Origin of the sequence: Bacteroides sp. HMSC067B03 (assembly GCF_001811315.1) — a bacterium.
Classification (GTDB): Bacteria; Bacteroidota; Bacteroidia; order Bacteroidales; family Bacteroidaceae; genus Bacteroides; species Bacteroides faecis.
In genome coordinates this window covers 221,728-244,715 of sequence record NZ_KV804412.1, presented here as the reverse complement: position 1 = coordinate 244,715, position 22,988 = coordinate 221,728, and the positions used below count along the sequence as shown (strand labels likewise).

General features: G+C 50.1%; 39 protein-coding genes. 37 read left to right on the top strand and 2 right to left on the bottom strand.

The annotated features are described in order from the left end of the window. Positions 1-15: 15 nt before the first annotated feature. From HMPREF2794_RS19985 to HMPREF2794_RS19930, 12 genes are all read left to right on the top strand, one after another. On the top strand, positions 16-252 hold the full coding sequence (locus tag HMPREF2794_RS19985; protein ID WP_004322721.1) for a hypothetical protein: 237 nt from the start codon (positions 16-18) through the stop codon (positions 250-252). Beyond that, positions 233-1,174: a hypothetical protein gene (locus HMPREF2794_RS19980; protein ID WP_070752397.1), complete on the top strand. Its 942-nt coding sequence runs from the start codon at positions 233-235 to the stop codon at positions 1,172-1,174. Before HMPREF2794_RS19985 ends, HMPREF2794_RS19980 begins: the two co-directional genes overlap by 20 nt. A 1-nt stretch (position 1,175) precedes the next feature. Then, positions 1,176-1,439 carry a hypothetical protein gene (locus tag HMPREF2794_RS19975; RefSeq protein WP_070752395.1) on the top strand — a complete coding sequence of 88 codons (264 nt, stop codon included), beginning with the start codon at positions 1,176-1,178 and terminating at the stop codon, positions 1,437-1,439. Between the two features lie 11 nt (positions 1,440-1,450). Then, the gene (locus HMPREF2794_RS19970; protein ID WP_004322718.1) at positions 1,451-1,669 is read left to right on the top strand and encodes a hypothetical protein; all 219 of its coding nucleotides are present in this window, start codon (positions 1,451-1,453) and stop codon (positions 1,667-1,669) included. Between the two features lies 1 nt (position 1,670). Further along, a complete protein-coding gene (locus HMPREF2794_RS19965) occupies positions 1,671-1,880 on the top strand; it encodes a hypothetical protein (protein WP_004322717.1) in 210 nt (69 codons plus the stop codon). 59 nt (positions 1,881-1,939) lie between these two features. After that, positions 1,940-2,962, top strand: coding sequence for a hypothetical protein (locus HMPREF2794_RS19960; RefSeq protein ID WP_070752393.1), 1,023 nt, complete (start codon positions 1,940-1,942; stop codon positions 2,960-2,962). A 2-nt stretch (positions 2,963-2,964) separates the two neighbouring features. Beyond that, positions 2,965-3,501 carry a hypothetical protein gene (locus HMPREF2794_RS19955; protein ID WP_004322715.1) on the top strand — a complete coding sequence of 179 codons (537 nt, stop codon included), beginning with the start codon at positions 2,965-2,967 and terminating at the stop codon, positions 3,499-3,501. Positions 3,502-3,516: 15 nt separating this feature from the next. Beyond that, positions 3,517-3,732: a hypothetical protein gene (locus tag HMPREF2794_RS19950; RefSeq protein WP_070752391.1), complete on the top strand. Its 216-nt coding sequence runs from the start codon at positions 3,517-3,519 to the stop codon at positions 3,730-3,732. Positions 3,733-3,753: 21 nt separating this feature from the next. After that, positions 3,754-4,566 (top strand): hypothetical protein, encoded by an 813-nt coding sequence (locus tag HMPREF2794_RS19945; RefSeq protein WP_070752389.1) that lies wholly within the window; start codon positions 3,754-3,756, stop codon positions 4,564-4,566. Further along, entirely contained in the window at positions 4,545-5,330 is a 786-nt protein-coding gene (locus HMPREF2794_RS19940; protein WP_070752373.1) for a hypothetical protein, read from the top strand. The genes HMPREF2794_RS19945 and HMPREF2794_RS19940 overlap by 22 nt, the downstream gene beginning before the upstream one ends. A 69-nt stretch (positions 5,331-5,399) precedes the next feature. Then, entirely contained in the window at positions 5,400-6,299 is a 900-nt protein-coding gene (locus HMPREF2794_RS19935; protein ID WP_070752371.1) for a DUF932 domain-containing protein, read from the top strand. Between the two features lie 11 nt (positions 6,300-6,310). Further along, the gene (locus HMPREF2794_RS19930; RefSeq protein WP_044919099.1) at positions 6,311-6,901 is read left to right on the top strand and encodes a tyrosine-type recombinase/integrase; all 591 of its coding nucleotides are present in this window, start codon (positions 6,311-6,313) and stop codon (positions 6,899-6,901) included. Positions 6,902-6,970: 69 nt separating this feature from the next. Here HMPREF2794_RS19930 and HMPREF2794_RS29295 read toward each other — a convergent pair whose 3' ends face one another. After that, the gene (locus tag HMPREF2794_RS29295) at positions 6,971-7,183 is read right to left on the bottom strand and encodes a hypothetical protein (protein ID WP_210403603.1); all 213 of its coding nucleotides are present in this window, start codon (positions 7,181-7,183) and stop codon (positions 6,971-6,973) included. 9 nt (positions 7,184-7,192) lie between these two features. Then, positions 7,193-7,708, bottom strand: a complete 516-nt coding sequence (locus tag HMPREF2794_RS29290) for a hypothetical protein (protein WP_210403602.1) — start codon at positions 7,706-7,708, stop codon at positions 7,193-7,195. 73 nt (positions 7,709-7,781) lie between these two features. Between HMPREF2794_RS29290 and HMPREF2794_RS19920 the strand changes: the two genes are divergently transcribed. From HMPREF2794_RS19920 to HMPREF2794_RS19800, 25 genes are all read left to right on the top strand, one after another. Then, positions 7,782-8,372, top strand: coding sequence for a hypothetical protein (locus tag HMPREF2794_RS19920; RefSeq protein WP_070752366.1), 591 nt, complete (start codon positions 7,782-7,784; stop codon positions 8,370-8,372). Beyond that, entirely contained in the window at positions 8,359-10,263 is a 1,905-nt protein-coding gene (locus tag HMPREF2794_RS19915; protein WP_070752364.1) for a hypothetical protein, read from the top strand. The genes HMPREF2794_RS19920 and HMPREF2794_RS19915 overlap by 14 nt, the downstream gene beginning before the upstream one ends. Continuing rightward, positions 10,260-11,132 (top strand): DpnD/PcfM family protein, encoded by an 873-nt coding sequence (locus HMPREF2794_RS19910; RefSeq protein ID WP_004322697.1) that lies wholly within the window; start codon positions 10,260-10,262, stop codon positions 11,130-11,132. Before HMPREF2794_RS19915 ends, HMPREF2794_RS19910 begins: the two co-directional genes overlap by 4 nt. A 141-nt stretch (positions 11,133-11,273) precedes the next feature. Continuing rightward, entirely contained in the window at positions 11,274-11,618 is a 345-nt protein-coding gene (locus tag HMPREF2794_RS19905) for a hypothetical protein (protein ID WP_004322694.1), read from the top strand. Between the two features lie 14 nt (positions 11,619-11,632). Then, the gene (locus tag HMPREF2794_RS29285; protein WP_004322692.1) at positions 11,633-11,959 is read left to right on the top strand and encodes a hypothetical protein; all 327 of its coding nucleotides are present in this window, start codon (positions 11,633-11,635) and stop codon (positions 11,957-11,959) included. Continuing rightward, positions 11,943-12,461, top strand: a complete 519-nt coding sequence (locus tag HMPREF2794_RS19895; RefSeq protein ID WP_070752363.1) for a hypothetical protein — start codon at positions 11,943-11,945, stop codon at positions 12,459-12,461. The genes HMPREF2794_RS29285 and HMPREF2794_RS19895 overlap by 17 nt, the downstream gene beginning before the upstream one ends. Positions 12,462-12,487: 26 nt before the next feature. Beyond that, complete coding sequence (locus HMPREF2794_RS19890) at positions 12,488-12,667, top strand: hypothetical protein (RefSeq protein ID WP_070752361.1); 180 nt, start codon at positions 12,488-12,490, stop codon at positions 12,665-12,667. After that, positions 12,618-12,911, top strand: a complete 294-nt coding sequence (locus tag HMPREF2794_RS19885) for a hypothetical protein (RefSeq protein ID WP_004322689.1) — start codon at positions 12,618-12,620, stop codon at positions 12,909-12,911. The genes HMPREF2794_RS19890 and HMPREF2794_RS19885 overlap by 50 nt, the downstream gene beginning before the upstream one ends. Positions 12,912-12,922: 11 nt before the next feature. Next, entirely contained in the window at positions 12,923-13,426 is a 504-nt protein-coding gene (locus tag HMPREF2794_RS19880) for a hypothetical protein (protein WP_004322688.1), read from the top strand. Positions 13,427-13,443: 17 nt separating this feature from the next. Then, positions 13,444-14,148 carry a radical SAM protein gene (locus tag HMPREF2794_RS19875; RefSeq protein ID WP_004322687.1) on the top strand — a complete coding sequence of 235 codons (705 nt, stop codon included), beginning with the start codon at positions 13,444-13,446 and terminating at the stop codon, positions 14,146-14,148. A gap of 20 nt (positions 14,149-14,168) precedes the next feature. Next, entirely contained in the window at positions 14,169-15,071 is a 903-nt protein-coding gene (locus HMPREF2794_RS19870; protein WP_004322686.1) for a hypothetical protein, read from the top strand. Positions 15,072-15,172: 101 nt separating this feature from the next. Beyond that, a complete protein-coding gene (locus HMPREF2794_RS19865; RefSeq protein WP_044919097.1) occupies positions 15,173-15,649 on the top strand; it encodes a MutS N-terminal domain-containing protein in 477 nt (158 codons plus the stop codon). A 38-nt stretch (positions 15,650-15,687) separates the two neighbouring features. After that, on the top strand, positions 15,688-16,134 hold the full coding sequence (locus HMPREF2794_RS19860; RefSeq protein ID WP_004322684.1) for a hypothetical protein: 447 nt from the start codon (positions 15,688-15,690) through the stop codon (positions 16,132-16,134). A 22-nt stretch (positions 16,135-16,156) separates the two neighbouring features. Beyond that, on the top strand, positions 16,157-16,663 hold the full coding sequence (locus HMPREF2794_RS19855) for a hypothetical protein (protein WP_004322683.1): 507 nt from the start codon (positions 16,157-16,159) through the stop codon (positions 16,661-16,663). A 12-nt stretch (positions 16,664-16,675) separates the two neighbouring features. Further along, positions 16,676-17,269, top strand: coding sequence for a hypothetical protein (locus HMPREF2794_RS19850; protein ID WP_070752359.1), 594 nt, complete (start codon positions 16,676-16,678; stop codon positions 17,267-17,269). Next, complete coding sequence (locus HMPREF2794_RS19845) at positions 17,245-17,580, top strand: helix-turn-helix domain-containing protein (protein ID WP_004293678.1); 336 nt, start codon at positions 17,245-17,247, stop codon at positions 17,578-17,580. Before HMPREF2794_RS19850 ends, HMPREF2794_RS19845 begins: the two co-directional genes overlap by 25 nt. A gap of 3 nt (positions 17,581-17,583) precedes the next feature. Beyond that, a complete protein-coding gene (locus HMPREF2794_RS19840; protein ID WP_004322681.1) occupies positions 17,584-18,240 on the top strand; it encodes a hypothetical protein in 657 nt (218 codons plus the stop codon). 22 nt (positions 18,241-18,262) lie between these two features. After that, positions 18,263-18,571 (top strand): LPD28 domain-containing protein, encoded by a 309-nt coding sequence (locus HMPREF2794_RS19835; protein WP_070752357.1) that lies wholly within the window; start codon positions 18,263-18,265, stop codon positions 18,569-18,571. Positions 18,572-18,584: 13 nt separating this feature from the next. Then, on the top strand, positions 18,585-18,995 hold the full coding sequence (locus HMPREF2794_RS19830) for a hypothetical protein (RefSeq protein ID WP_004322679.1): 411 nt from the start codon (positions 18,585-18,587) through the stop codon (positions 18,993-18,995). 154 nt (positions 18,996-19,149) lie between these two features. Beyond that, positions 19,150-19,473 (top strand): MutS N-terminal domain-containing protein, encoded by a 324-nt coding sequence (locus HMPREF2794_RS19825; protein WP_004293682.1) that lies wholly within the window; start codon positions 19,150-19,152, stop codon positions 19,471-19,473. Next, on the top strand, positions 19,445-20,101 hold the full coding sequence (locus HMPREF2794_RS19820) for a hypothetical protein (protein WP_004322678.1): 657 nt from the start codon (positions 19,445-19,447) through the stop codon (positions 20,099-20,101). The genes HMPREF2794_RS19825 and HMPREF2794_RS19820 overlap by 29 nt, the downstream gene beginning before the upstream one ends. 162 nt (positions 20,102-20,263) lie before the next feature. Beyond that, positions 20,264-20,794: a hypothetical protein gene (locus tag HMPREF2794_RS19815; protein WP_004293684.1), complete on the top strand. Its 531-nt coding sequence runs from the start codon at positions 20,264-20,266 to the stop codon at positions 20,792-20,794. Continuing rightward, positions 20,791-21,189, top strand: coding sequence for a ribonuclease H family protein (locus HMPREF2794_RS19810; RefSeq protein WP_004322677.1), 399 nt, complete (start codon positions 20,791-20,793; stop codon positions 21,187-21,189). Before HMPREF2794_RS19815 ends, HMPREF2794_RS19810 begins: the two co-directional genes overlap by 4 nt. Before the next feature lie 10 nt (positions 21,190-21,199). Further along, positions 21,200-21,403: a hypothetical protein gene (locus HMPREF2794_RS19805; protein ID WP_004303920.1), complete on the top strand. Its 204-nt coding sequence runs from the start codon at positions 21,200-21,202 to the stop codon at positions 21,401-21,403. Between the two features lie 106 nt (positions 21,404-21,509). Continuing rightward, positions 21,510-22,781, top strand: a complete 1,272-nt coding sequence (locus HMPREF2794_RS19800; protein WP_004322676.1) for a tyrosine-type recombinase/integrase — start codon at positions 21,510-21,512, stop codon at positions 22,779-22,781. Positions 22,782-22,988 lie beyond the last annotated feature (207 nt).

The window sequence follows — 22,988 nt, the reverse complement described above, 5'->3', positions numbered from 1 at the left end:
ATAACTGGAAATACAATGAAGACATCATACGGACTTGAATTTGACACGGTAACAGAAATCAATCCTGAATGGAGCGACTATGACAAGACGATAGCAGGATGTCACCTGGCCAATGCCAGGGTGGTCATCGTGGATACGGAATACGGGCAACCGATAGACAATGAGCATGACCTTGAAGAAATCTACCGGATTCTCGAAAAGAAAAAGACAGGCCATACTAAAAATGAACGACATGGAAGAAAAACGAGATAACAAGGAAATCAGGGTACGCCTGCACCATATCGACCGTGGAAACTGCACGGAAGTGTGGGAGGTGCAGACAGAGAAGGGTAAGCCCAGACGCTATCTGGGACGTGACGACGGTTATGGACCGAAGGAGTGGTACACGCTCTGCGATGCTCCCTACGGCTATTGCGAACGCGACTGCCATGTGAGGGAGGACCTCACCCTCATTGTCTGCGACAAAGATTGGAACGAGGTGTTGCGAGACGGAACGGACAGGGAACGCTTTCCTGAAAGTTTCCCTTCACTGGATGAAGCCTGCAACGAGGCATGGAGCAAGGTCGTGAAAGTGCTTCCGCATGTCACGCACAAAGGTTTCGGGCAGTGGATCACCAAACAGTCATTCCTCCCGCTCAGCCAGACCGAAGAATTGAATTGGCGGGATAGCTACTATGAGGAAGAAGCGAGTGAGATACTCTCACGTTTTACATGGATCGGTGAAGAGTATGCCATATTCAAGGTTACCCAGAGGCACACCAAGTGCGACGCCCAATGGTACGAGTATTACGCGGGGAAGACAAACCGGCAGGAACACGAGTGGTATACCCGTTTCTTCGGTTACGAGTACCATGACCGGCATATCAGCGACGTACTCCGGACACTCGGAAGGCGGTGTGACGACATCATCCGTACTGCGGTGGAAACCCGCACGGACCACTATTACGGGCGTACGGTTTCCTATTTCATGGACGAGTTCATCGGTTACGACCTGTCCTATGAACAGGTCCGTGACGCCAAGGAATGCAGGTTGCGCAAGGCACGGGAAGACTACGACGAAGCGAACGCCTACTATTACAAACTGAAAGAGAACGAGGAAAGCATCCGCGGTATCGAGGCAATACTGCTTGCCATGAGAGAACAAATGCTAAAAGCGAAAAACAATAAATATTGATATGGAAACAAGTAAAACGATTAAACCAGAAGAAAATGCCGAAGTATCCGAGATGCTCGGCTATGTCATGGGACAGCTGAAACACAACGGTGGTAAATGGGACCTGACCGATGATACGGGTAAGCCCGTCATCTTTGATGCGGAAAAGAACGTGTATATTCCTGATATCATGCTTTCAAAAGACTGTATTCCTTGTGCGGTAATTCCGCTGGGATATTTCGAGGATGACACGATCCGTGCCATCCTCGAAATGATTTCCTTGTAATAATCCTCCAAATGAGATTCAAGGACAACGGGCTGGCCAACCTTCATGACCGGAAACGAGAGGAACGCGGTTTCTGCTGTATGCAACTGATCATGTTCCTTACAGACAATGGAGTGAAGAGCTGGGATGAATGGCACCGGGCGCATACCGACGCGGCCCGGGGCGAATGCAGATACCGCAAGCGGTGCCCGGTTTATGGACGTAACAGACATTTAATGAACAATAAATAATATGGTACTCAATATTGTAAAAAACAACCTGCCTGCCTCATGCATTGAAGAATATGTAAGATGCGTGTTTGACAATGCCAAAGTAAATATCAAAGATGAAAATGCAGTATCCGTCGACATCGAAGTGACCGGAAAGAACGAGCTGCACTCTTTGGAAGGATTAAAAGAGTTGGAATACTATTTTAAAGATTATGACATAAGAATATGGTGACCGCCATGCAACGGGCGGCAAACCGGAAATTGTTCAACTACAGATAAAAAACAAGCAACATGGAACAGAAAAAATCCACAAAGCCGGAAACAGACAGAACCTTTCCGGAAGACGATGACGCACTTTACCGTGAAATGACAGCGCACATGCCCCGCTGCTATTTTCCGACTTCGCTAGGCGAGAACAGTATCCTCAAATTTGCCGGAGAGGAATTCCGCCGCGTCAAGAATATTGTCTGTCGGCGCTACAACTTCAACGAGGACAAATATATCCGGGAGAACGCCGGCGTATCCCCTTTCGACTCTGTTCGAGGCAACTTCGAGCAGGAAGTGTACAGACGCCTCCGTAAGGATTATGCGCACCTCAGTATCATCTCCATCAGAAGATTACTTATGGAGAAAATCCGCAATGCCGTGAAGAAGGAGAACAACATCATCGGCACGTTCTACCGCAACTGCGGCGTACATTACCGGGAGGTGGAATCACCGGAGTATGAAACCTCCCCGATAGTGGTGGTCCACAATTCCGCTTTTTACGGATACGGCGGTTATGAAAGTGCGACCGTTTATGAACTTTTCATCGACGGGAACGGCAAACTGCTCTGCACGCTCAACGGCGAAGCCGGCGAGGATTTCGATGAGCCCATCGGACAGGTACAGACCGAGGGACTGCTTGAGATTGCCCACTGGCTGGAAGAACACGGGTTCATCTCCGCTGATGTCAATGACGACGGGATTGTCGTATGCGAGGAGTGCGGTTCAGACAATATACAGACCCAGGCATGGGTGGATCCGAATGCCCGTACATTCATCGGTACCACGGGTATAGACCGCTATGACAACTGGTGCGACGAATGCGAGGACCATCAGCCATTCTGTACTTTAAAAGAGTTCAAAGAACGCATGGAGGAATGGTGGGGTTCCACTGACTTCCGGCAAATGAAGCGTATCACAGGATATTGTCAGGATGATTTTTCTCCTAAAGAAAGTTATCAGGAATTTGTAGATGCCTGTAATATATGGTGGAAAAACAAAAGCTATGACGAGAAACGTAAAATCTGGAAAGAACATAACGACTGCTGATTATGATTTACAATCTTCTTAAACGCATACAGAACCTGTTGGCTTCCAAGCCGTCCGGGACAAAGGAGGAACAGGAAATCCTGAGTCTGGTCAGCCAGGCGCTTCCTGCAATGCTCAATGGGCATGATACAGAAACACTTGCCGCCAATGAGCTGCTGGTACGGATATGCCCCGACACCAAACGACCGGTCCTCGTATGCCATAACGGCAACGGGCAGTGCCTGTGCCTGCACAACGGGACGACGGAAGAGGATGCCGTCGACGTGGACTTATGGCTGCGTTCCAACGGCAGGGAGTGCAACGGCAACAACAAGTTGCAGGAGACAGTCGTGGACCTTGCCTACAATGCCGGGGCGGACAACCTGTGGGAGGACAGGGATTCCCGTGCTGTCAATGCCGAGATCGTCCGGTGGGCGGAGGAATTCGAGACTGGACATGCGGGCACTGATTGGGATGCGGAGGACTACTTCTTTGCCATCGACAGGTTTTACAGGGAAAAGACAAAACAAATGAATCCGGTTACAATACCGGCGAACTGAAAAAATGGCAACCGAATGGACAAGGAAACTGCAGAAGAAATCATCCGGGAAAACCGTTATCCGTCCGGATATGACATACAAGACTATCTGTCTGACAATGAGGATACGGTGCTTTCTCTGGAGGACGGAACGGAGATGCTTGATGACTTCGACCTCTGGAAAGAACGTTCCGACCTCGAACTTGAAAAAATCATGGACCGGAACTACTGGTCCTCGATTGGTGGATATTAGATTAAAAACAGGAATATAATTATGGTAAGAGAACTTTATCAACGGCTCAGGGAATATTTCAACAACTTACCCGAACCGACAGAAGAGGAAAAACAATTTATCCGGGAGCTGAATGCCGGGTATTTCCCCATCACGTCCGTCCACCGCAATGACCTGGAAGGACAAGGTTTCGATGTGAAAAAGATCAGCGACGACGACATGCGGAATCTGGCGGAAAAGATGGCCGACGATTACTGCGAACAGCTGTTCTGGCCCAGCATGGAAGTCATTGCCGGAGAAATCCTGGGTTTCCCGAAAGTAAAAACAAAAGACATTATCTGTCCGAAATGCAATTCGGAAAATATCCGTTATGATATTCACGAAAGCCGGTTCCACTGCGGCGATTGTTCCCTGGCATGGGATGACAAGCTGTATGTGCTCGTGGAATTTCCCGAGGAAAGTGCTCCTTTCGAGGAGCAAGGAACCGGTTACCCGGCATGGGAAAGCGGGGACAACGGGGCGCTTTACGTGCCCGAGGAAGACTATATACGCCATACCGGCAAATCGCCCGAGCGGGACAAGTGTTACCGTGCCGTGTGCTGGCCGGACTCCCAGAAATACATGGGAACGAAAGGTTGTGAACCCATACAGGATGAAAACGGGATGCGGGATTTCGGCACATCGGCATACTGGGTGCCGCTGCTTCTGACGGAAGAAGCGGCAGAGCGACGAATGGACAAGAAAAAGGCACCGGTATGCCCCGAATGTGGGGGCACAGATATTGACATTTTGAGTGACGAGGGCGTGGCCGTATGCAATGACTGCTGCCTTGAATGGCCTTACGCGGAGGATTGAGAATGGAAACGGTAGATGTTTATACGGAACGAGGCGACCTGGTCACCTGTTCCGATTGCGGCAAGGTGATGCTCCTGCCGTATGGAGCGGATAAATGTCCCGCCTGCAAGAGAGAAGGTTGCCTGGCATGGACGGACGAAAGCTTGCGGGAAGCCGACATCGACTCCCTGCTCGAGAGGCACTATAACCTGCACCAGAAGAGCGAACTGCAACCGGAGGAGTATCTTTCACTTTCCATACTGGTGACCGAGTATATTCCGTATCTGGCCGATAAACCGCAAACAACGCGTGAAACCCTGTTCCTGCTCCTTGAAATCGGCTCTCTTTTCGAAAAATATTGGCGGGATACAAGATGCTTCCAATCCGAAAATATCTACACGCCCGCCATCAAGACACTGCTTGACAAGCTGGACGTGAAACTGCGAGAGGGCGACACGATTCCGGTAGAATACCAGGATTGCCGCTCCCTGGGGGACTTCTTCAGGGTCGTTACCGGCGAGCGTCCGGCAAAGGAAGAGGTATCGTTTTCTTCAGATAAGGAGGGAAACTATTATTTCAACGGGCGCAAGGTCAAGGTGGAAAATTCTGACGGGTACGCCTACCGCCTGCTGAAAACCAAAATACAGACGAGCTACCGGCGTCCGGTAGATTTTTACTTCCGCTTCCTTGCCCGTTTCGGACCATACGGAACTTATGGCAACGTGTATTACCCGAGTATCACGGACCTGATATGCAGGTGTTACCTGCCTGAAACCGCAAAATGAATTCCGGAAAGGCGATGGACAACGGTTCACCGCCTTTCTTATTGTATAACTTTTTTAATATCAATCATTATGGCAACAGTATTAGCAACAACGGCTGCCCCCGTGCAGTTCGATTTCCAGAACAACAACGTCGAGGTGATGACGCTCGACACGCTCCGGCGCACACACAAGGAAAATGACATCTATGGCAACCCGCTCAAGGGAATCTACCATTACGAGGTGATAGAGCGCATGGCGGGCATCTGCCAGAAACACAACCTGAACTACGAGGTGGAGGAAATCTTCGCCGCCCAGAACAAGAACAAGGCACAGCCCGGCGTGGTCGTCCTGCCCCAGGTGGAACAAAAGTACGGGGCGATGGCCGTCGAGGCGCATATCCTGCGCCGCGTTTATACGACCATCCGCATCAAGGAATGGGAAACGGACGAGCTGACTACAACGATTGTCATCGCCTTCCATCAGGACGGCATCCAGGCGGCCATCGGCCCGTGCGTCAGGGTGTGCCACAACCAGTGCATCCTCTCCCCCGAACGCAGCGTGTCTAACTACGGGAAAGACAAAGTCTCCACCGAAGAGCTTTTCGGTCGTGTAGACGAGTGGCTCTCGAACTTCGAGGTACAGATGAACGAGGACAGGGAACGCATCCGCCGCCTGAAAGCGAAAGTAATTACCCCGGTGGAGATGTACGCCTACATCGGATTGCTGACAGCATTGCGCGTATCGCATGACAGTTCCGACAAGCGTCTTTCGTCCAAGGTGGAGACCTATCCCCTGAACCAGTCCCAAATTTCCATCTTCACCGAGGACCTGCTCAAACTCGCCGAAGAGAAGAAGACGCTCACGGCGTGGGATATCTATAACGTGGCAACCGAAATCTACAAGCCCGGACGTACGGACATCCCGGCCATGATTCCCCAGAACGGGGCGCTGGCCGAGCTGATGCTCTCGGAAGGGTTGCCGAAATCTTAAAAGGCTGCCGCATGACAAGAATCAAGGGACAACTGACGACAGCCGACTACCTGCCCATAGCGGAATATAACAGGCTGGTCCGCGGGCTTGAGAAGGACGGCGAGTACCTGTGGGAGACCTACTGCTGGCTGTCGTTCTGCACGGCATGCAGGGCCTCCGACGTGAGGACCCTGCGCTGGAAAGACATCTTGGGAAAAAGCACCATGACCCGCATCGAGCAGAAAACAAAGAAAAACCGCCTGATCAAGTTCAACAGGGACGTGCAGGAGAAGAACCGTTTCCTGTACGAGATGCTCGGACAACCCGCCCCCGAACAGTACATCTTTCTCAGCCCGCGTACCGGGAAACCTTACTCGCTGGAATACATCAACAGGCTGCTCAAGGTATTCAGGGTAAGGTACAGGCTGCCGATCAGGGCATTCTCCACACATACCTTCCGCAAGACTTTCGGGCGCTATGTCTACGAGCTGATGGGACGCTCGGCCGAGGGCCTGATCCTGCTCAACCAGATATTCCGCCATTCCAACCTGGAAACCACCCGGCGCTACATCGGGCTGGCGCAGGAGGACATCGACAAAGTGTTCGATTCCATACGTCTATGAGAATATTTTCAACGATGCCCGGAACCCGAACGGGAGGTTCCTGGCTATGCTTTATATAACATATCAAAATCAGAACTGCAAATGGACACACCGATATATATCGACACATACTTCCGCGTCGAGTCCGGCTATGACGGCGGTCGCATGCCGGAAGAGAAAGCCGGACGCTTCTTCGACGAGGTAAAGCGCCTTTTCACGGAAACAGGGTTCAGCATCAAGGAAAACAAATACAAAGACGGTTGTCCCGAGGTGTACCTCGGAAAGACATGCCTGTACTGTCATCCCCAATCGTTATCGGGTCCTGTTCTTAAAGAGCACATGGAGCTTATCGAGAAGATTCTGGCACAAGGAACGACCTTCCAGTACCTGCGTACTGACACTTACGGCGAGATTCTCGACCTGACGGAGGAGGAAGAACTCGCGTATTACCACAAGACTCATGACATGACTATCGGGGGTGTCTTTCTCGATGCCTTCCGCACCAAGCGCCGTAACCTGTACAAGAGCCGGGAGCAGGTGCTGGAAATACTCGTCGAAAAGCTGCGTGTCAAGACACTCCGTGGGAAGTTCGTTTATTCGAACACCTCCCCGGCATACCGCTATATCAGGGAAACGTACGGGAAAATGGTGTCCGAAGGACGGCTCGTCGAGGGATGCAAGCAAACCGCTTCCGGGAAACTGCCGCTCTGCCGCACGGCAACCGGCAGGGAACTGAAAATGAAAAGACAGGAAGACGACAGGACGGAATGACACGCGGTTTCGGGCCGGACATGGCCGGATACCAGTCCGAAGACTTCTGTAAATCATAATTTTCAAGCCGGACTGTCAATCGAAAGAAGGACGACCCGGCTATACTTCAACAACAAGAGATAGCACTATTATGAGCATACAAATCGGAAAACTGTTGCCGGACGGCAGTGTCCGGCACATCAAGGCGCTCCACGAGACGCTTTCAAAAGACCTTGTGAGGAAACTCCGGGTGTTCTATCCCAATGACAAACGGGTAGATGCCCTGCTGTCGCTGGGCGACATCCAAAAACTGGGACCGTCACCCTATGGAAAATGGACCGGAACCGGCGATGTCATCCACTGTTTTTCAAAGATCCGTGACGGACGGGAAACACCGCGGCAATCCGCATCACGCATCGCGGACAACGCAGACATTTTCGGCCGCATGGAGGACACGTGCCTCCTGTTCGATAACGGCAGATGGCATCTCATGGACAAGGGAGAACACTGTGAACCGCCGCTCTTCGTCGAAGATACGCCCTCCCATAACAGCATGAAACCGATCACGGTGTATGTGAACAACCATGTCCGACTCGAAAAGATAAATACACCGCAGCACTGGCAGGGACTTGAGGAACTCGCCGAACGGGAATCCAGGATACTCTATGTCTACCGGGGGTGCCGCCTTGTGAGAATCGTCCGTTCATCCAACCTTAAAAAGAAACTGTATGCGGCACAATAACATCGTATCGGCCATAGAATGGCTGCCGGAACACCTGTTCACGGAAGAGATCGTGGAAGCAGCCGTCGAAAGCAAGGAAATAGAGGTACTGAGCCATATTCCGGGACGTTTCCTCACACCCGAACGTATAGAACGAATCATCGCGGGCAGCACGGAGAGCTGGCACAGCTTCGAGTTGCGCAATATCCCGGAGGCGTACCGTTCGGGAGCAGTCTGTGACTACGCCACGCGCAAAAAACCGAAGAATATCACGGCTGTTCCCGAAGCAATGGTTACCCGAGAAATGGCAGAAGCGGTCATCCAAAACGGACGCGGGGATTTCGACATTCTCGCCTTCATACCTGAACGCCTTTGGGACGCGCAACTGGCATACCTGGCCTTGCGCAGCTATATTTACGACCCGTATTACACGGACAGCAGGACAGACGCCGTCATGAAAACGGGGCTTATCCTCGGATATGTCCCCGTTGAGGTAAAGACTCAAGAGTTCTATTACGGGATGCTCGACGGGATGAAAATATTGAGCACGGTTACCGATGCCGTCGTGCCGTCCCGTTTCAAGACTGCGGCATACTACCGCAAGATGGCGGAACATGACCTCTCGCTTGTCCCCGCCCGGTTCTATTCCTATGAGATTCTCCATGCGGCTGTCTGTTCGACCGAAGGGAAAAACTTCATCACAGACCCCCAGTTTTTCAAGCCGTTGTCGGTATATCTGGACGACATGCTGGCGGACCGGCTGATGGAGAAACACCCTTACATGTTCGGGGAGTTGCCGAAGCGGTTCAAGACACCGGAAAGACTGGTCATTGCCATCGATAACAGCAAACGGGAGACGAACTGCTATATCGACGAGGAAACTGAACAATCCCTGCTCACGGTGGAAGTGTGCAAGGCATTCATCCGAAGAAACGGCAACTGTCCCGAATTTCCTGAAAATGTATGGACGCGGGAATTTGTCGACTACTGCATGGAGCACGGGACGTGTTTCCGCTGGTTCCGCCAGATGTCCAAAAAGTTCCAGACCTCCGCGAACACGCGGGAGGCGTATGATTACGGCCATCACCATATCTGTGACTTTGCCAAACGGTTCATCACCCCACAAATGGCGAAGGAGTGCTACCGGGAGCGCAGTTATGCACGTGCCATCCCCGGACATTTCCTCACGGAGTTCTGCCGACAGACCGGACTGCCCGAGAAGTTCTACGGCGGGGAAACCACGATGCTGTCGCTGAAAAACAGCCGTGACGACTATACTTACTGCAAAGTCGGCAATACCTGTCTGGCCTTTTACCTGAAAGAACAATACGAGCCGTCCTCGGCACATCTGATGATGACGCGGTCGGATTCAAAATATTGCACACCGGAGAAGGTGTTCGACGTGCCTGTCGGAACCTTCCACCGCACGTGGCTGGAAAAGATCGTGGCGGAAAACGACCCCCGCTTTGTCAAACCCCGTGTGGACAAAGCGTTGAAAGCCGTACAGGCGGTCTGCTATTACGGTGTCGAGAAGTTGAAGGACCTGAACCGTACGGAAATCTTCCGCAACACCTTCATGGGCGAGACCATCGGTTACTGCGCCCGCCGCGGGGACCTGACCTACCACAGCGACAACTGCGGGACCCTTATCGAGGGCTTGAAGTTCAAGATCCGGGGAATGGCTGTCCCCGTAACCCTGGCGGAAGACATGACTCCTTATACGGCTGACATGCTGCACAGGAAGTTCGGCTTCTGCTATATCGGAATGACGGCATTCGCCACGGACTACGGCCTGGACATGGAGAAGGCATACACCTTTGCACAGATGCGCCAGATCGTAAGGGAGAAAGGGCACAAGCCGTCATTGAGAGACTACAAACGTGAACTGAAACAAATAAACATCATACAATGAAAAAATACCGGATAGCTATCGAAGAGACGCTCCGCAAGGTTGTGGAGATCGAGGCGGAAACGCCAGGCATGGCCGTCTGCCAGGCGGAAGACGAATACAATGAAGAGAAGCACGTGCTGTCAGCCGACAATTTTGCGGGAGCCGACATCGCACTCTCGACTGATGACATCACGGTCATGGAGTCTCTGGAAAATGCGGATTTCATCGGATACGTGCAACGCCGGTTCGAGGAATGCCGGGAGTTCGTATCCGTCGAGGACAAAATCAGGCTGGCATTCGGAAGTTTCGACAACGCCCTGTATGAGTTCGGCGAATACTGCGAGGAGGCGGCCCGGAACCGCCCGCAGGTCTACCTGCTGTACCGGAGCGACGCCTGGCACAGCCGTTCTTCCATGGAGCTTGTAGCCCCGTTCTCCTCCCTCGAAAACATGATGGAGTACCTGCGGCGCAAGAAGAAGGAATTCCGCCTGACGGAAAGTGACCTGGAAGAATTTGAGAACAACCGGCAGACGCAGGGACGCGACGAGAACTACCTGTACGAGTCGGATTATCTGGATGTGCTGCCGGAACAGGAACCCGAACTGCCGCCGAAAGATGACGCTTTCTATGACAAGGTTTTCACCTGCGGGCAATCCGGGCTGTCACGCAGGGAGTTGGAATCCCTGCCGGAGCCGTTCAACACCTACCATGTTACGGATGAAGAGATGGAACAGATTGTATTTGAAACGGAGATGGAGACACGGGACCGGCTACGGCTCGGTAAAAGCAAGCCCATAGATTTTGACAACGACCGCCATAATGAAATCTGGTGGGAAGAAATGGAAAAAGCAGCGGTAAGACACGGCGTACCGTACTACGAGGACGAATAACGGAAATAGAACCTGTTCATCACATGCCATAATGATGACGGGCCGTCGCGGCTACGGCTGCGGCGGTCTTTTTTCTAAAAAAGAGGTGAATATTACACCCCTTCGGCTGCTGATGGACCTAATCTTAAAATAAAGGAAGAAATGATAGAGATCGGTAAAAAGGTGGAAATGCCGGAAGGCGTGTTCTACGAGCTGGAATACGGCGGGGAGGGAAACATCTACAAGAACGAGGATGCCTTTCTCAACCGCCCCGATGAGGTATGCTATGTTCCTGAATACGCGGCGGAAGATCATGAGGGGTGGCGTGTGCCGGAGAACAGTGACGGCTGTTTCACGCATAACTCCCTGCTCGCCCTGTGCAAAGGTAATGAAGAAGTGTGCCAGGATCTGTTCTACAGCCTGGAATGGACGTACCCGGGCACCTTGCTGGAAGAATGGGACTCGAACGGCTATTTCGATGAAATCGAAGGCTGGTATGACAATTAAACGGAACGAACGGTATGGAAAAATATAAAATAGTGCTGACCGGACCGACCGGAAGCAAGGCCCCGGACTACATCCTGAATTTGAGAATGCACATAAAAGCATACTTCTCCCAGCCCTACGGCAAGGAAGAATTCGGTCACGTGCTTCATTGCATCAGCTCGTTCATTGATGATTTTACCTTCAAGGTACGCAATTCCCGATACCGGGGAGAAACGGACAGAGTTTTACATCTACAGCGAGCAATACGCCGACATCTTCCAGTTTGTCGGCCACGCCTCGGAAATGAACTGACAAAACAAGGAACAAGTATAAAACGGAACATTCATGGAAAGTATCAATGATTTGCAGAAGGCCGTCCGCGACATCCTCGTGAACAACGGCCTCACGGAACTCTCGCTGGGGGAGCCCAACGAGCTGAACGATCCCACTTACATAGTCTGGTACGACAGGCATTGCAAGCCTAACGACGACCCGGTGTTGAAGGTCTTTCTCGAAAACACGGGAATTGCCGTCGAGGTCGAGGCACGTGGCTTCGGGAACACGGTAACCGTTTACGATTATGACATAGACCGCCGGGAATGGTGGGAAGGCATACGTGACAACCTGCTGGAAGTGCTCGGACGGGACGGCAGACGACGCTGCCCGGTTTGCGGCAAGCCGCTCAAGGGGAACCGGCGGTATTGCGGTAGTGACTGCCGGAAGCTCGCGGCGCCTAAACCGACGGCGGAACAAGTCGTGAAGAAAGCGAACCGGAATATCCGCCGCCTGGCAAGCCTGGCAGCCGGAAAGGACAAGGCATACAGGAAGCGACTGGTAAAAGAATACTCCATCAGTCAGGTGTAGACCGTGTTAAATGATAGGAAACAACTATGACATCGAAAACTGTTTACCTGACGGTACGGCTCGACATCTGTAACCCGAATACCGAAGAGATCACGGAAGAGGATATCGACGAGATCGTCAGCGAGGTGGATTACGAATTCAAAAACTACGGGGATTATGAAATCGACACGGAAATCTGCGGGAAAAATGACGAAGGTGGTCTTTAGACGCTATCCCGACGGACAGGTCATCGCCCTGTTCCCGGACATACCGTGGAGCGGACGGCGGGGTGTAATAACCTCCTACATGCACGTCGGCCAGCATGGCGCAGCCGACTATGCGGGCGTGATCGCCGTGACGCGGCCAGCCCGTGAAAAGGAGTACCGCAACCCGCTTTCCGAACTGAGAGCCATCGGTTACGATGACCTACACATCATGCGGCGTGCAAGACCGAAATTCATAAACAGCTAAAAACAAATCTTATGTCTCATAAACCGAATGCCGTTCCTGTCTTGCAGGAGGGAACGGTCTATACAATTATACTTGACGATGGACGAAAGGTCCACGGCGTAATCTATCATGCCTGTGTCGCCTCCGGCAAGTCGTATTTCGCCAAAGGCGATAAGACCTATCCCGCCGAAAAGGTGCGGAACCATTCAATCACCGGACATGCCGCATCGGACGGCTCTAGAAGGAACGGCACACCCAATCCCGACCGCTTCGCCATCACGGATGAAGTGTGCGAGGTCGTTGATGTAGTTACCACGCCGGAAACCAATCCGGAAATGTTCCGGTGTCGTGTCAAATGCCTGATGTATTCAGGCCTGTCACAAGCCGAGGCTGAGAAAGTCATCGCTTCAACGCCACTAAAGCTGGAACTCTTCTACGACGTAGGTCGTGGCAGTTTCGCTATTGACGCCGAGGCAGTTGGCAACACACCGCTGTATAATCCTTACACGGGAAAGGAAATCCCGGATGAAACTTAAGCCCAACTACATCGAATATGAGAGAACTATATATCAAGAATCTCTGCATCGAGATTACCCGACGTTGCAACATGCGCTGTGCCCATTGCATGCGGGGAGATGCCGAATCCGTGGATATCTCTTTAAAACATATAAGCAACCTGTTGCGGCATGTCAGGCATATCCACCATTTCAACATCACGGGCGGCGAGCCGTCGCTTAACGTCCGGGCCATCCGCCATATCCTCGAACGGGTACGCGCCTACGGTATTACTGTCAATGACTTTTATATCGTAACCAACGGCTCTGCCACATCCCGTTCGGAGGAATTCATAGAAGCCTGCGCCGCACTGTACGAGTACCAGGAGGAAAAGGAACAGGACTCCGGCCACATGCTCGAAATGAGCGACGACCGCTTCCATGATCCGGCAGAGCATGCCGCCACGCTCGCGGCACTTTCCCCGTATCCCTTTTTCGGAGTCCGGGGACAGGCCGAGCGTATCTTCCTTTTCCGGGAAGGCCGCAGCACGGAGGGGTTTCCGAACCCTGTCCATGGGATTTATCTTACGGAGGAGAACTACGTTTACGGCGACCTCTGTCTCAATGCTGAAGGCATGGTTCTCTCCAACGGGGACCTGAGTTATGCCCGCCAACGGGAACATGCCCTGTGTCCCTGCGGGAAACTGATGCAATATCTCCGGATGACCTTGAAAAAGCGTCAAAAAGAAAGATTGTACGAATAAATACACAAATCAAAAAACTTATGTCAATCGTATGCAGTATCTGCGGCGGAACTGGAGTGAAATGTACCGCCGTCATCGACCCGAACACCAGACAGTTCCTCGAATTTACCCGCAACGCCTTGTCGGACGGCCGGTGCAGCCAGTGCGGCAACGTTGCCCTGACCGACCCTGACGAAGTAAAAGCCGGGCTGGACAAGCTTTGGACGGAATATACGGCGCGGCATCGTGCCGCCCCCAACTACACCTGCTGCGACATTGTCCGGCATGGTGATTACGACGGGGGTGAAAAGGCGTATATCCGCATCGGAGGCCCGTCAGACGTGGTCGAGAAGTATCCGGTCGTGGCCATGTGCCGCGACCTCGAAGAGCTCAAATCACTTGCGCTCCCTGACCCGGCGCGAGAATTTACCCTCATGGGAATTCAAGGGTTCGAGTTCCACGACGTGTTGGAAAACAAGACCTACGAGATCGGGGTGGACGACCTGAAAATTCCCGTCACGACGAAAGAGGTGCTGGACTTTTACCCGGCGGAACATCGGCTGAAAGAAACGGACATCGAACAATATGCCGCGGCTTACACGGCCCGTATCAAGGCGTACGGGGAGTATACCCGTCAGCTCGATGCCGCACTCGTGCAAAGGCTCCTCGACGAAGAGCGGCTGATGAAAGTCGGCGAGAGCGACGGTTTCCGCTTGAAACTCCATTTCGACTGGTTCGTCATTCTAAAGCGGGAGAATGAAAGAATGTATGCGCCTTTCAAATACGCTGTAAATGCTTATTGTCTGGATAATATCCAAACTTTCGACCGTCGTTATGTCACGCTCGAAGATGCCTTGCTCCACTGCCTGAACGGTTTCAACGAGAACGCGAACATTCCCAACCGTTACAAGTCCATCGGGCATTACCTGTCGGGGAAATCCTGATGACGGGCAGTGTATCGACGGGTTACCGGAGGCCACGGGTGCTTTCCCCTTGACCGGAACAGCGTCGGAACAAGTAACAATGTAACCAAAGAATAAAAAATATGATGAATGATTATAAAATCAAGAACATTCTCGAATCCCTGAAAGAGGAGGTCAAGAACGGGAAGGTATCCCTGCGGGAAGCTGCTGTCGAACTTCATAAAGCCGGCTGGACGAATTTCATCGACATCGACGCCACGAGGAACCTACTGAAGACCCGGAATGTAACGGGGAACGGAAATGTCCCGGGAGTTTCCGACATGATGGGAAAATACCGCGAGATGAAAGCGGCGCACCCGGATGCCCTGTACATTTTCCGAAACGGGGAATCTTGTGAATTGTATGAGGATGATGCCATCGCCGCTTCCGGCATTTTAGGCATTGCCACCGCCGAACGCATCGACTGGCAAGGGAAAGGCGTCAAGGAACTGCGGTTTTCTTTTCGTGACCTGGACGTGTATCTCCCCAAACTGATACGCGCCGGAAACCGGGTGGCTGTCTGCGAGCCGAATCAAAGCGGTTCGGGCAAACGAGTTTGATAACCGTTAAATAACAAATATTCAAAACCCAAAGACACATGATAAAGATAACAACGATTTTCGGCGAGGACGCCGTACGGGAATATGAAGAGAACAATGAACTGCCTTCTGAAGAATGGCTGGCGGATAACGGGGGCGTCGTGGACGAGAAAGAGTTCGAGACTGAGGCGGAGTACAATGCCTACATCGCCGGGGTAAACGATGCCGACGGATGGAGTGATTATCATATCATACGCCACCGGTCGGAAGAGGCGGACATCTCGAGAGAGGAAAATCTCTGGCTGCGTCTCGGGGTTAGCGTCCGGGGCAGCCGGGAGGAGATCGAAAGGATTCTAAACGGGGACACCGAAACCCTTCGGAAACTGCTCGATGCCGGACGTTATGGGATTGGCGGAGAGACCTATGTCCCTGGTTCGACCGTCGAGGAGTACAACGAGGATCATGACACGGAGTTCGAGGAGGAAGATGTGGAGTTCCATTTATAATAAAACCACACCATCTGCAATAATGATAACAGTAAAAGTTCTACTCGGTAAGGATACTGTGAGCATATACAGGGAAACCGGGGATATCCCGTCGGTGGAGAGCACGGCCGAATCCGGGGGATATGTGATAACCCGACATTTCGAGACCGAAGCTGAATACAAAGCCTACGCAATGGCCGTGGAAGACCTGGACGGACATGAAGACTGGCAGATGCTGGCTCCTGCCGTTACGCCGGAAGCTCCGTTCCGCAAAGGAGAATTTGTCCGGCTGACAGACGATGCAATTAAGCGGATACGTGAAAGTTTCGGGGACGGACCGGCTGACTACAGAAAGGAAATGATTTTGGAGGTGATTGCCTGGTGCCGCTATGAAGGCACATGGACCATTGAAGTCCGAGATATCCGTGAAGACGATACCCAGGAGTTCGATGCCGTTTTTCTGCGTCCCTTGACGGCACGGGATCTCGTGGCTATTTCCGCACCCCGACACCCGCTATCCACTGCGATATATCCTATTCACATCCGATAACTTAAATGATGCATGATGGAAAATATATTCATACTGCCCGGAAACGAACAGGAACTGTTCAACCGGTATTTAGATAACAACGAATACGGCCCTCTGAAAGAACGGCTGGAACTGGTCAGGAAAGCCTTGAACAACAAACTTTCCCCGGATGAACGCAATAAGCACGGGCTGAACGTGGGTGTGCATGAACTGTCCATGGAACGTAAAGAACTGGAAAGAAAGATATTCCAAATGGCACTCAAATCCTTTGCAGAACGGGTTTGTGACGAGCAACGCGCACTTTGCGAACAGGGGTTCTGGCAGGCACCGTGCGGCGAAGAGGCGGGATATATCTCCTCCGCTCCGGTTCCGGACCTTGTAACGGACGTGAAGCAGTACAAGGCCATTTGCCGCTGGTGGGAGAAGCTGTCCGATACCAGGAGGCTGAAGGTAGCGGCGATGTTTGCAAACGAACTGGGACCGATATACGGGCACGACACCGAAACGCTGGAACGGATTTATAGCCGCCGGTTTCTGCTCTCCTTAGATGACAAACAACGCATCTGCCATTCATGGACCACAAACGAAAAACAGACTTCACCATGCCATACAAAAGCTCGGGAATAATCATCAGCGGGACACAATATGACCGCAGGCAGAAGCTCACTCCTTTTCAGAAGGCTGAAATTTTCCACCGTTACATGACAGAAGCTGTCAGCCAGCGCCAGCTTGCCCGGGAATACGGTGTCAGCCGCAGGCTGATAACCTTCATCGTGAATCCGGAAAGCGAAGAGCGGAACAAGGAACTGCTGAGAGAGAACAAGGCAAAAGGCTTGTATAAATATGACCGGAAGAAACATACCGAAAATATACGCAACCACCGTCGTTACAAACAGAGATTATTTCAAGAAGGTAAAATCATACTAAAAGATGGATAGACAATGAGAATACAGGAGAAACAAAAAGCGTTGGAACAGGAAGTTATAGCCAACCTGTGTGCGATACCGAAAATGCCGGAAAATATGTTGCCCCATACGGTATATGTCGAGGAGGAAGGGGAAGACGGGTATGGCCACGGGATACCGGTATACACCATGTACCGGTTGGAGGAGATACGCACGGACGGAAGCTGCACGCTTTACAACGCGGAAAGCCGGGAGCGTTTCACCTGCCGCCACCTGCACGAGATCAACATGGACTGGCTGGTGACAGTCTGGGAACGTTATCTGGAACTCTGTGTCGAGCAGGATATCTGGAAAGGGAATGCCGTTGCATTCCTGAAAGACCGTACCGGCAAACCGGAAGAGGAAATCATTTCATTCGTGGAAGCCTCGTGGGACAAATGCCTGGCTTATACAGACAACCTCAAGGCGTTTCTCGGGGAAGATAAAGACCGGGAAATATGGATATTCTCTTTCCCGCTGGACGAATTTGACCGTGACGCTCCGACCGGGAAAATTATCGGTGATTACGAAAATAACCCCGCCACGCGGGTTGAGAAGATGACACCGCTGGAATTTACAGCCAACATCAATGATGAATGTTTTGATGACCGGAACAATTGGGTAAGAGCCATTGAACTTCCCAAACAGGAATAATAAACTATTTGAACCAATAAATATGATTACAAAAGAAAACATTGGCAACGAAACCTTTGAGTCTATGACCATCAATGACACGCCTGCATTGTTTACGGACATGCGGATTGACCGGAATGCCATTCCGGAGGGACTGTACGCATACGATATCCGGGAGTCGGATGACGGGGACCGTCTGGCGACCATCGAACCGACGGTGATGGTAAATCATAGCGGAACCATCTTGACCAGGAAAGAGTTTATCACGGAAAAGGACGGCTATGTACAGATTGACGAATACGGTTTCGAGGACTCCATGACACTGGAAGAGTGGCTTGAGGAAAACAATTAAATGTATAAAGGATATGGATATTAAGGAACTGACAGAAAGGTATCGGGATCGTTTCGATGCCCATTACCTGCAAGACGATAACGGAACCGGCAGAAAAGGTCGGAAACGGAAAAAGGAAGTTGAGACCCCGAATTTTCTCAAGGATGTCATCCGGCCGATCCTGGACACTTTGCCGGACTTGTTGCCGGAGTACGGGTTCACCAAAACTACGGATGATTACGCCATGTACGGCGAGTATTACCGTATCAAGGCGGGTATTGTCCTCGTGGGAGGTTTTTCCATCGATGAGGATTTTAACCTGTACTTCACGCCATTGTTCCATGGCAAAGCCTGCGGTAAGAGTCACAAAATCGACAGCATCGGACAACTCGTTGAAATCATCCACGAACAATTTGAAAGAAGGGAGGTGAAGATGAAAGGATAGTTTCATGCAATAGACATGGGTCGTTCCGTAATTTATTGTATATTTGTCAGATGAAGAAAGTCTGTATATGTATTTCGGACGAAAGCCCGGCAGTTGAACGGATTACAGGCACTTTCATGTTTGGCTGACATCAAACCTAATATATCTGTTTGATATGAAAAAGGAAGAGATTATTCGCCGCTGTTACGGCGGCATGAAGGAAAGGCATGGCGTGGAAACCATCATCCTTTTCCATGTCGGAGATTCATTCGAGGCGTATTTTGATGATGCCGAAACGATTACCCGGATCACGGAAGTGCCCCGGTTCAAGATGACGGCGGCGGGTATACCTGCCATCAGGATTTCCGACGCCGCCTTGGAAGAATGTAGAAACCGGTTGCTGGATGCAGGATGCAAGGTATGCGTGTCCGAGGTCCGGGGGGTATCCGGCCGCCACATTCTCAAAATCAATGAAACAAATACGGAAACGGGCCGATGAATTGGTATTGATAGCGGCAGCAATAGGTCCTTGGACACTGTTGGTGGTAGCGGTATTAATCATCGGAACGCTGAAATGCTGTCTGACCACGGACTCGGACAGCATGGACGAAAGTATCAACAAATCACCGGGGATAGTCGCGCATGTCATGGTACTGGACAGTACGGATAATGGTTTTCGGGTGGTTTATGCGACCGCTGCGCCGGTAACGGATGAAAGGTTTGCCGAGATATGCGACAGGCCGGGTATTCTGGAGGGGTTCGAGAACCTGAAACGGAAAGCTCCCGAACACTTTGGCGGCAACCTGCTGGAAACCGACATCTGTGACTTCGCGTTGTACGCCTACCGGTTTCCTATCGATAAGGACGTACGGATACACAACATCTTTGTCGCCGGTAAAGAGAAAATGGACTTCTATGTCCGGAACAACCCGGACCTGCCCGGGTGCGCCACATGGATGCACCACGGCACGGAACAAGGGAACCAATATCTGAATGCCGACGATATAAATCACTGTATACCCAACGGAAGGCGGATTTACCGTTATTGGAAATGCCGTTATCTACTGCAAACTTCTGATACTGACGAGCGTTTCAGTCATTTTACAGAGGAGGAAAGGCTGTACTGAATGCAGCCTTTTCTCTATATATATTACACATAACCATCTGAAAATTAATAACTAAAACGTTTTGTTGGCGTGAAAAATTGGCATATATTTGTATGGAAAAGTGACCCATTGAAAACAGATTGTCAATTGAAAGCAATAGATTGAATATGAAAGAACAGTAATATGACATCGGAAAAATCGCAACTGAAGTTTGCGAGATCGGAAGAGACGGGCGAACTGATAGGGTTCGTTTCGCGCCATTCCAAGACACGTAAATTGATGGGAGTCCGTGAAGACTCAAGATTCGGCAAGCAGATTTGTGTCCTTTCGGAAGACCTGAAAGGAACTCTCGAGCCAAACATACTATACTCGGTAGAGTTGAAACCCATGCACAAAGCCAACGGGTATGTAGTCGTTGCCGCTACCCCCGTGTTATTTCAGGCGCATGTGGAAACAGTGATCGTCCCGAAGACATTGTATCAAGTAACTGTGACGTTCGGCAACAAAAAGATTTTCTTCGACCCGAAAGACGGCAAGAGCGTAATGAGCCGCACAATAGACGGTGTGCTGGAAATCCTCAAGGGACGCAAGGATATCAAGTACAAGGAAGGTGTCATCACCGACTATCTGAATCAGGCGCGTGCTCTGGTACGACGTATGGAATCCGACGGGTTCATCTATACGGGAGACAGACATCAGGGAGGAATTCAATGAAAGAAAAACCGGTCGTGGGTATTGCGACCGACGGTGCCCATTCTGCAAAAGAGAGGTTGACACGCTTCCGGGCTGTCGACCTCTCTTCAGGAAAAGAACTCTTTTCCAAAGCTATCGGTAACTGGACGAACAATATCGGGGAGTTTCTCGGCATTGTCGAGGCGGTCAGATATGTCATGGAACATCCGGAAAGTCCGCGAACAATCTACTCGGACAGCATTACAGCCATCACGTGGTATCGTAACAAACAGACAGCCTCTTCACGCAGATGCCCGGCATTGCAGAAAGCGGAGATATTCCTCAAAGTGATGGAGGCAAGAATCAAGGACATCGAAGTGCTGCACTGGGACAACCGCCTGTGGGGTGAGATTCCTGACGACTTCGGAAACAAATAACAACATCAATATGGCAAAATTAAAATCACAGTCACAGAAATATGTCGAGCTGAAGGAGGAAGACTACCTGCTGCTCATCGAGAATACCATCAAGATGGAAGCCCTGAAGATTGCCGGTATCGAGAAAATGCCCATCTACAAGGCTATGGAACATATTCTTGAACACGAGCACATCGACCTGCTCGTCAAACCCGTTTCAAGGAGATATTCCTGACTCTTTAAGTGGACAATAATACACTCCAATTGGAATAAATCATAGTCCGTTGATTTGCCGTCTTGAACATTGAACTGATATTATTTTACAAATTAAATATAAGACCATGTTTTCAGTCAATATCAAAGGACATCGGGACCCGAACAATATAGAATGGGTCAAATTAGAGTTAATCTTCTATAAGAGCGGATATGCCAGAGTTCCCAAAGTTTTGCATATTACCGGATTATACAAACATTGGGATAATAAAGTACAGCGGTTTGTTGATAAGAGCAGGGAGAGCGAAGAAAAGAACAAGTTAATCCAACGCGAAAAACTGAACTATCTGAAAGTTGCCGAGCGTTGGGAGACAGAAGGAAAAGACTGGCTGCCGGTGGAACTCTCTCACTTCTATGAGCAGAAATCTAAACGGCGCAATCAATATTTGAGCGTATCAGAAATGATTGATATATTATACGAACGTTTCATGAAACAAGAACGATATAAAAACGGAAAGATACTATTGAGCATACCAAACGCCCAACACTATCTGTATTTGAAGCGTTCTTTGGAACGTTTCACTCTGTCCAAATATCGGCGATGTTTTTCCAAATTTATGTTCCGGGATATTACAGAACAGTTTCTTCTGGATTATGTGCTGTATGAAAAGACCAGAGGAGGGAAAAATGGAACCAGAGGAGGAATCAATCAAAAAATAAAGAAACTTCATGCCGTATGCATGGCTGCAAAACGGGCAAAAGTGTATAATGTGAATCTTGTTGCTTTCGCGTCAGTAAAAGGTTTGTTGAGAACACCTAAAACTGCCCCAAAAGCTGTTTCACATAAAATAATACAACAAATTGAAGAATATGACCGCCAGCATCTTACGTCCAAAGAAATTTTTTATTTGGATATTTTTTTGTTCAGTTATTATACGGCAGGTATGTCTTTGATAGATATTTGTCTTTTGACTAAAGAGAGTATAAAAGAGAATATGCTTGTATATGAACGGACAAAATGTGACAGGCAAGCAAGGACTTTACTGATCGCGAAAGCGAAAATTCTAATTGAAAAATATGCGGACAAAGGATATATGAATTATGTATTCCCGATAATCAGGCATAAAAGAACAACTCAAGTACAAATATATGGTAAGTGTAAACGGCTGTCATCAAAAATCAATGAAACTCTCCGAAAAATATGCCTGCAATTAGGCATCAAACAAAAGATATGTATAAGTTCTGCCCGTAGCAGTTATATTTCAAAAATGATTGATGAAGGCTACCATCCGCTTCAGGTCGCGGAACAAACAGGCAATACTCCACAAACAATTTATCGCTATTATTACACAATTAATGATAAAGAAAAGATGCTGGATGAAATGAATTCCATTTTTTGAATTACATCATGAGTACACCCGCTTAAATTAATACTAATTAATAGTATATAATATGAATTGATGTAAAATAGTAATAATCATAAAGTTATATTCATAAAGCATGTACGGAGAAATAGATACCATACATGCTTTATTTTTCTCTATATATGCACCTTACGTTAAAAAGTTGCTCTTTAGTGAATAATGCTAATAAAATTCATATACCTT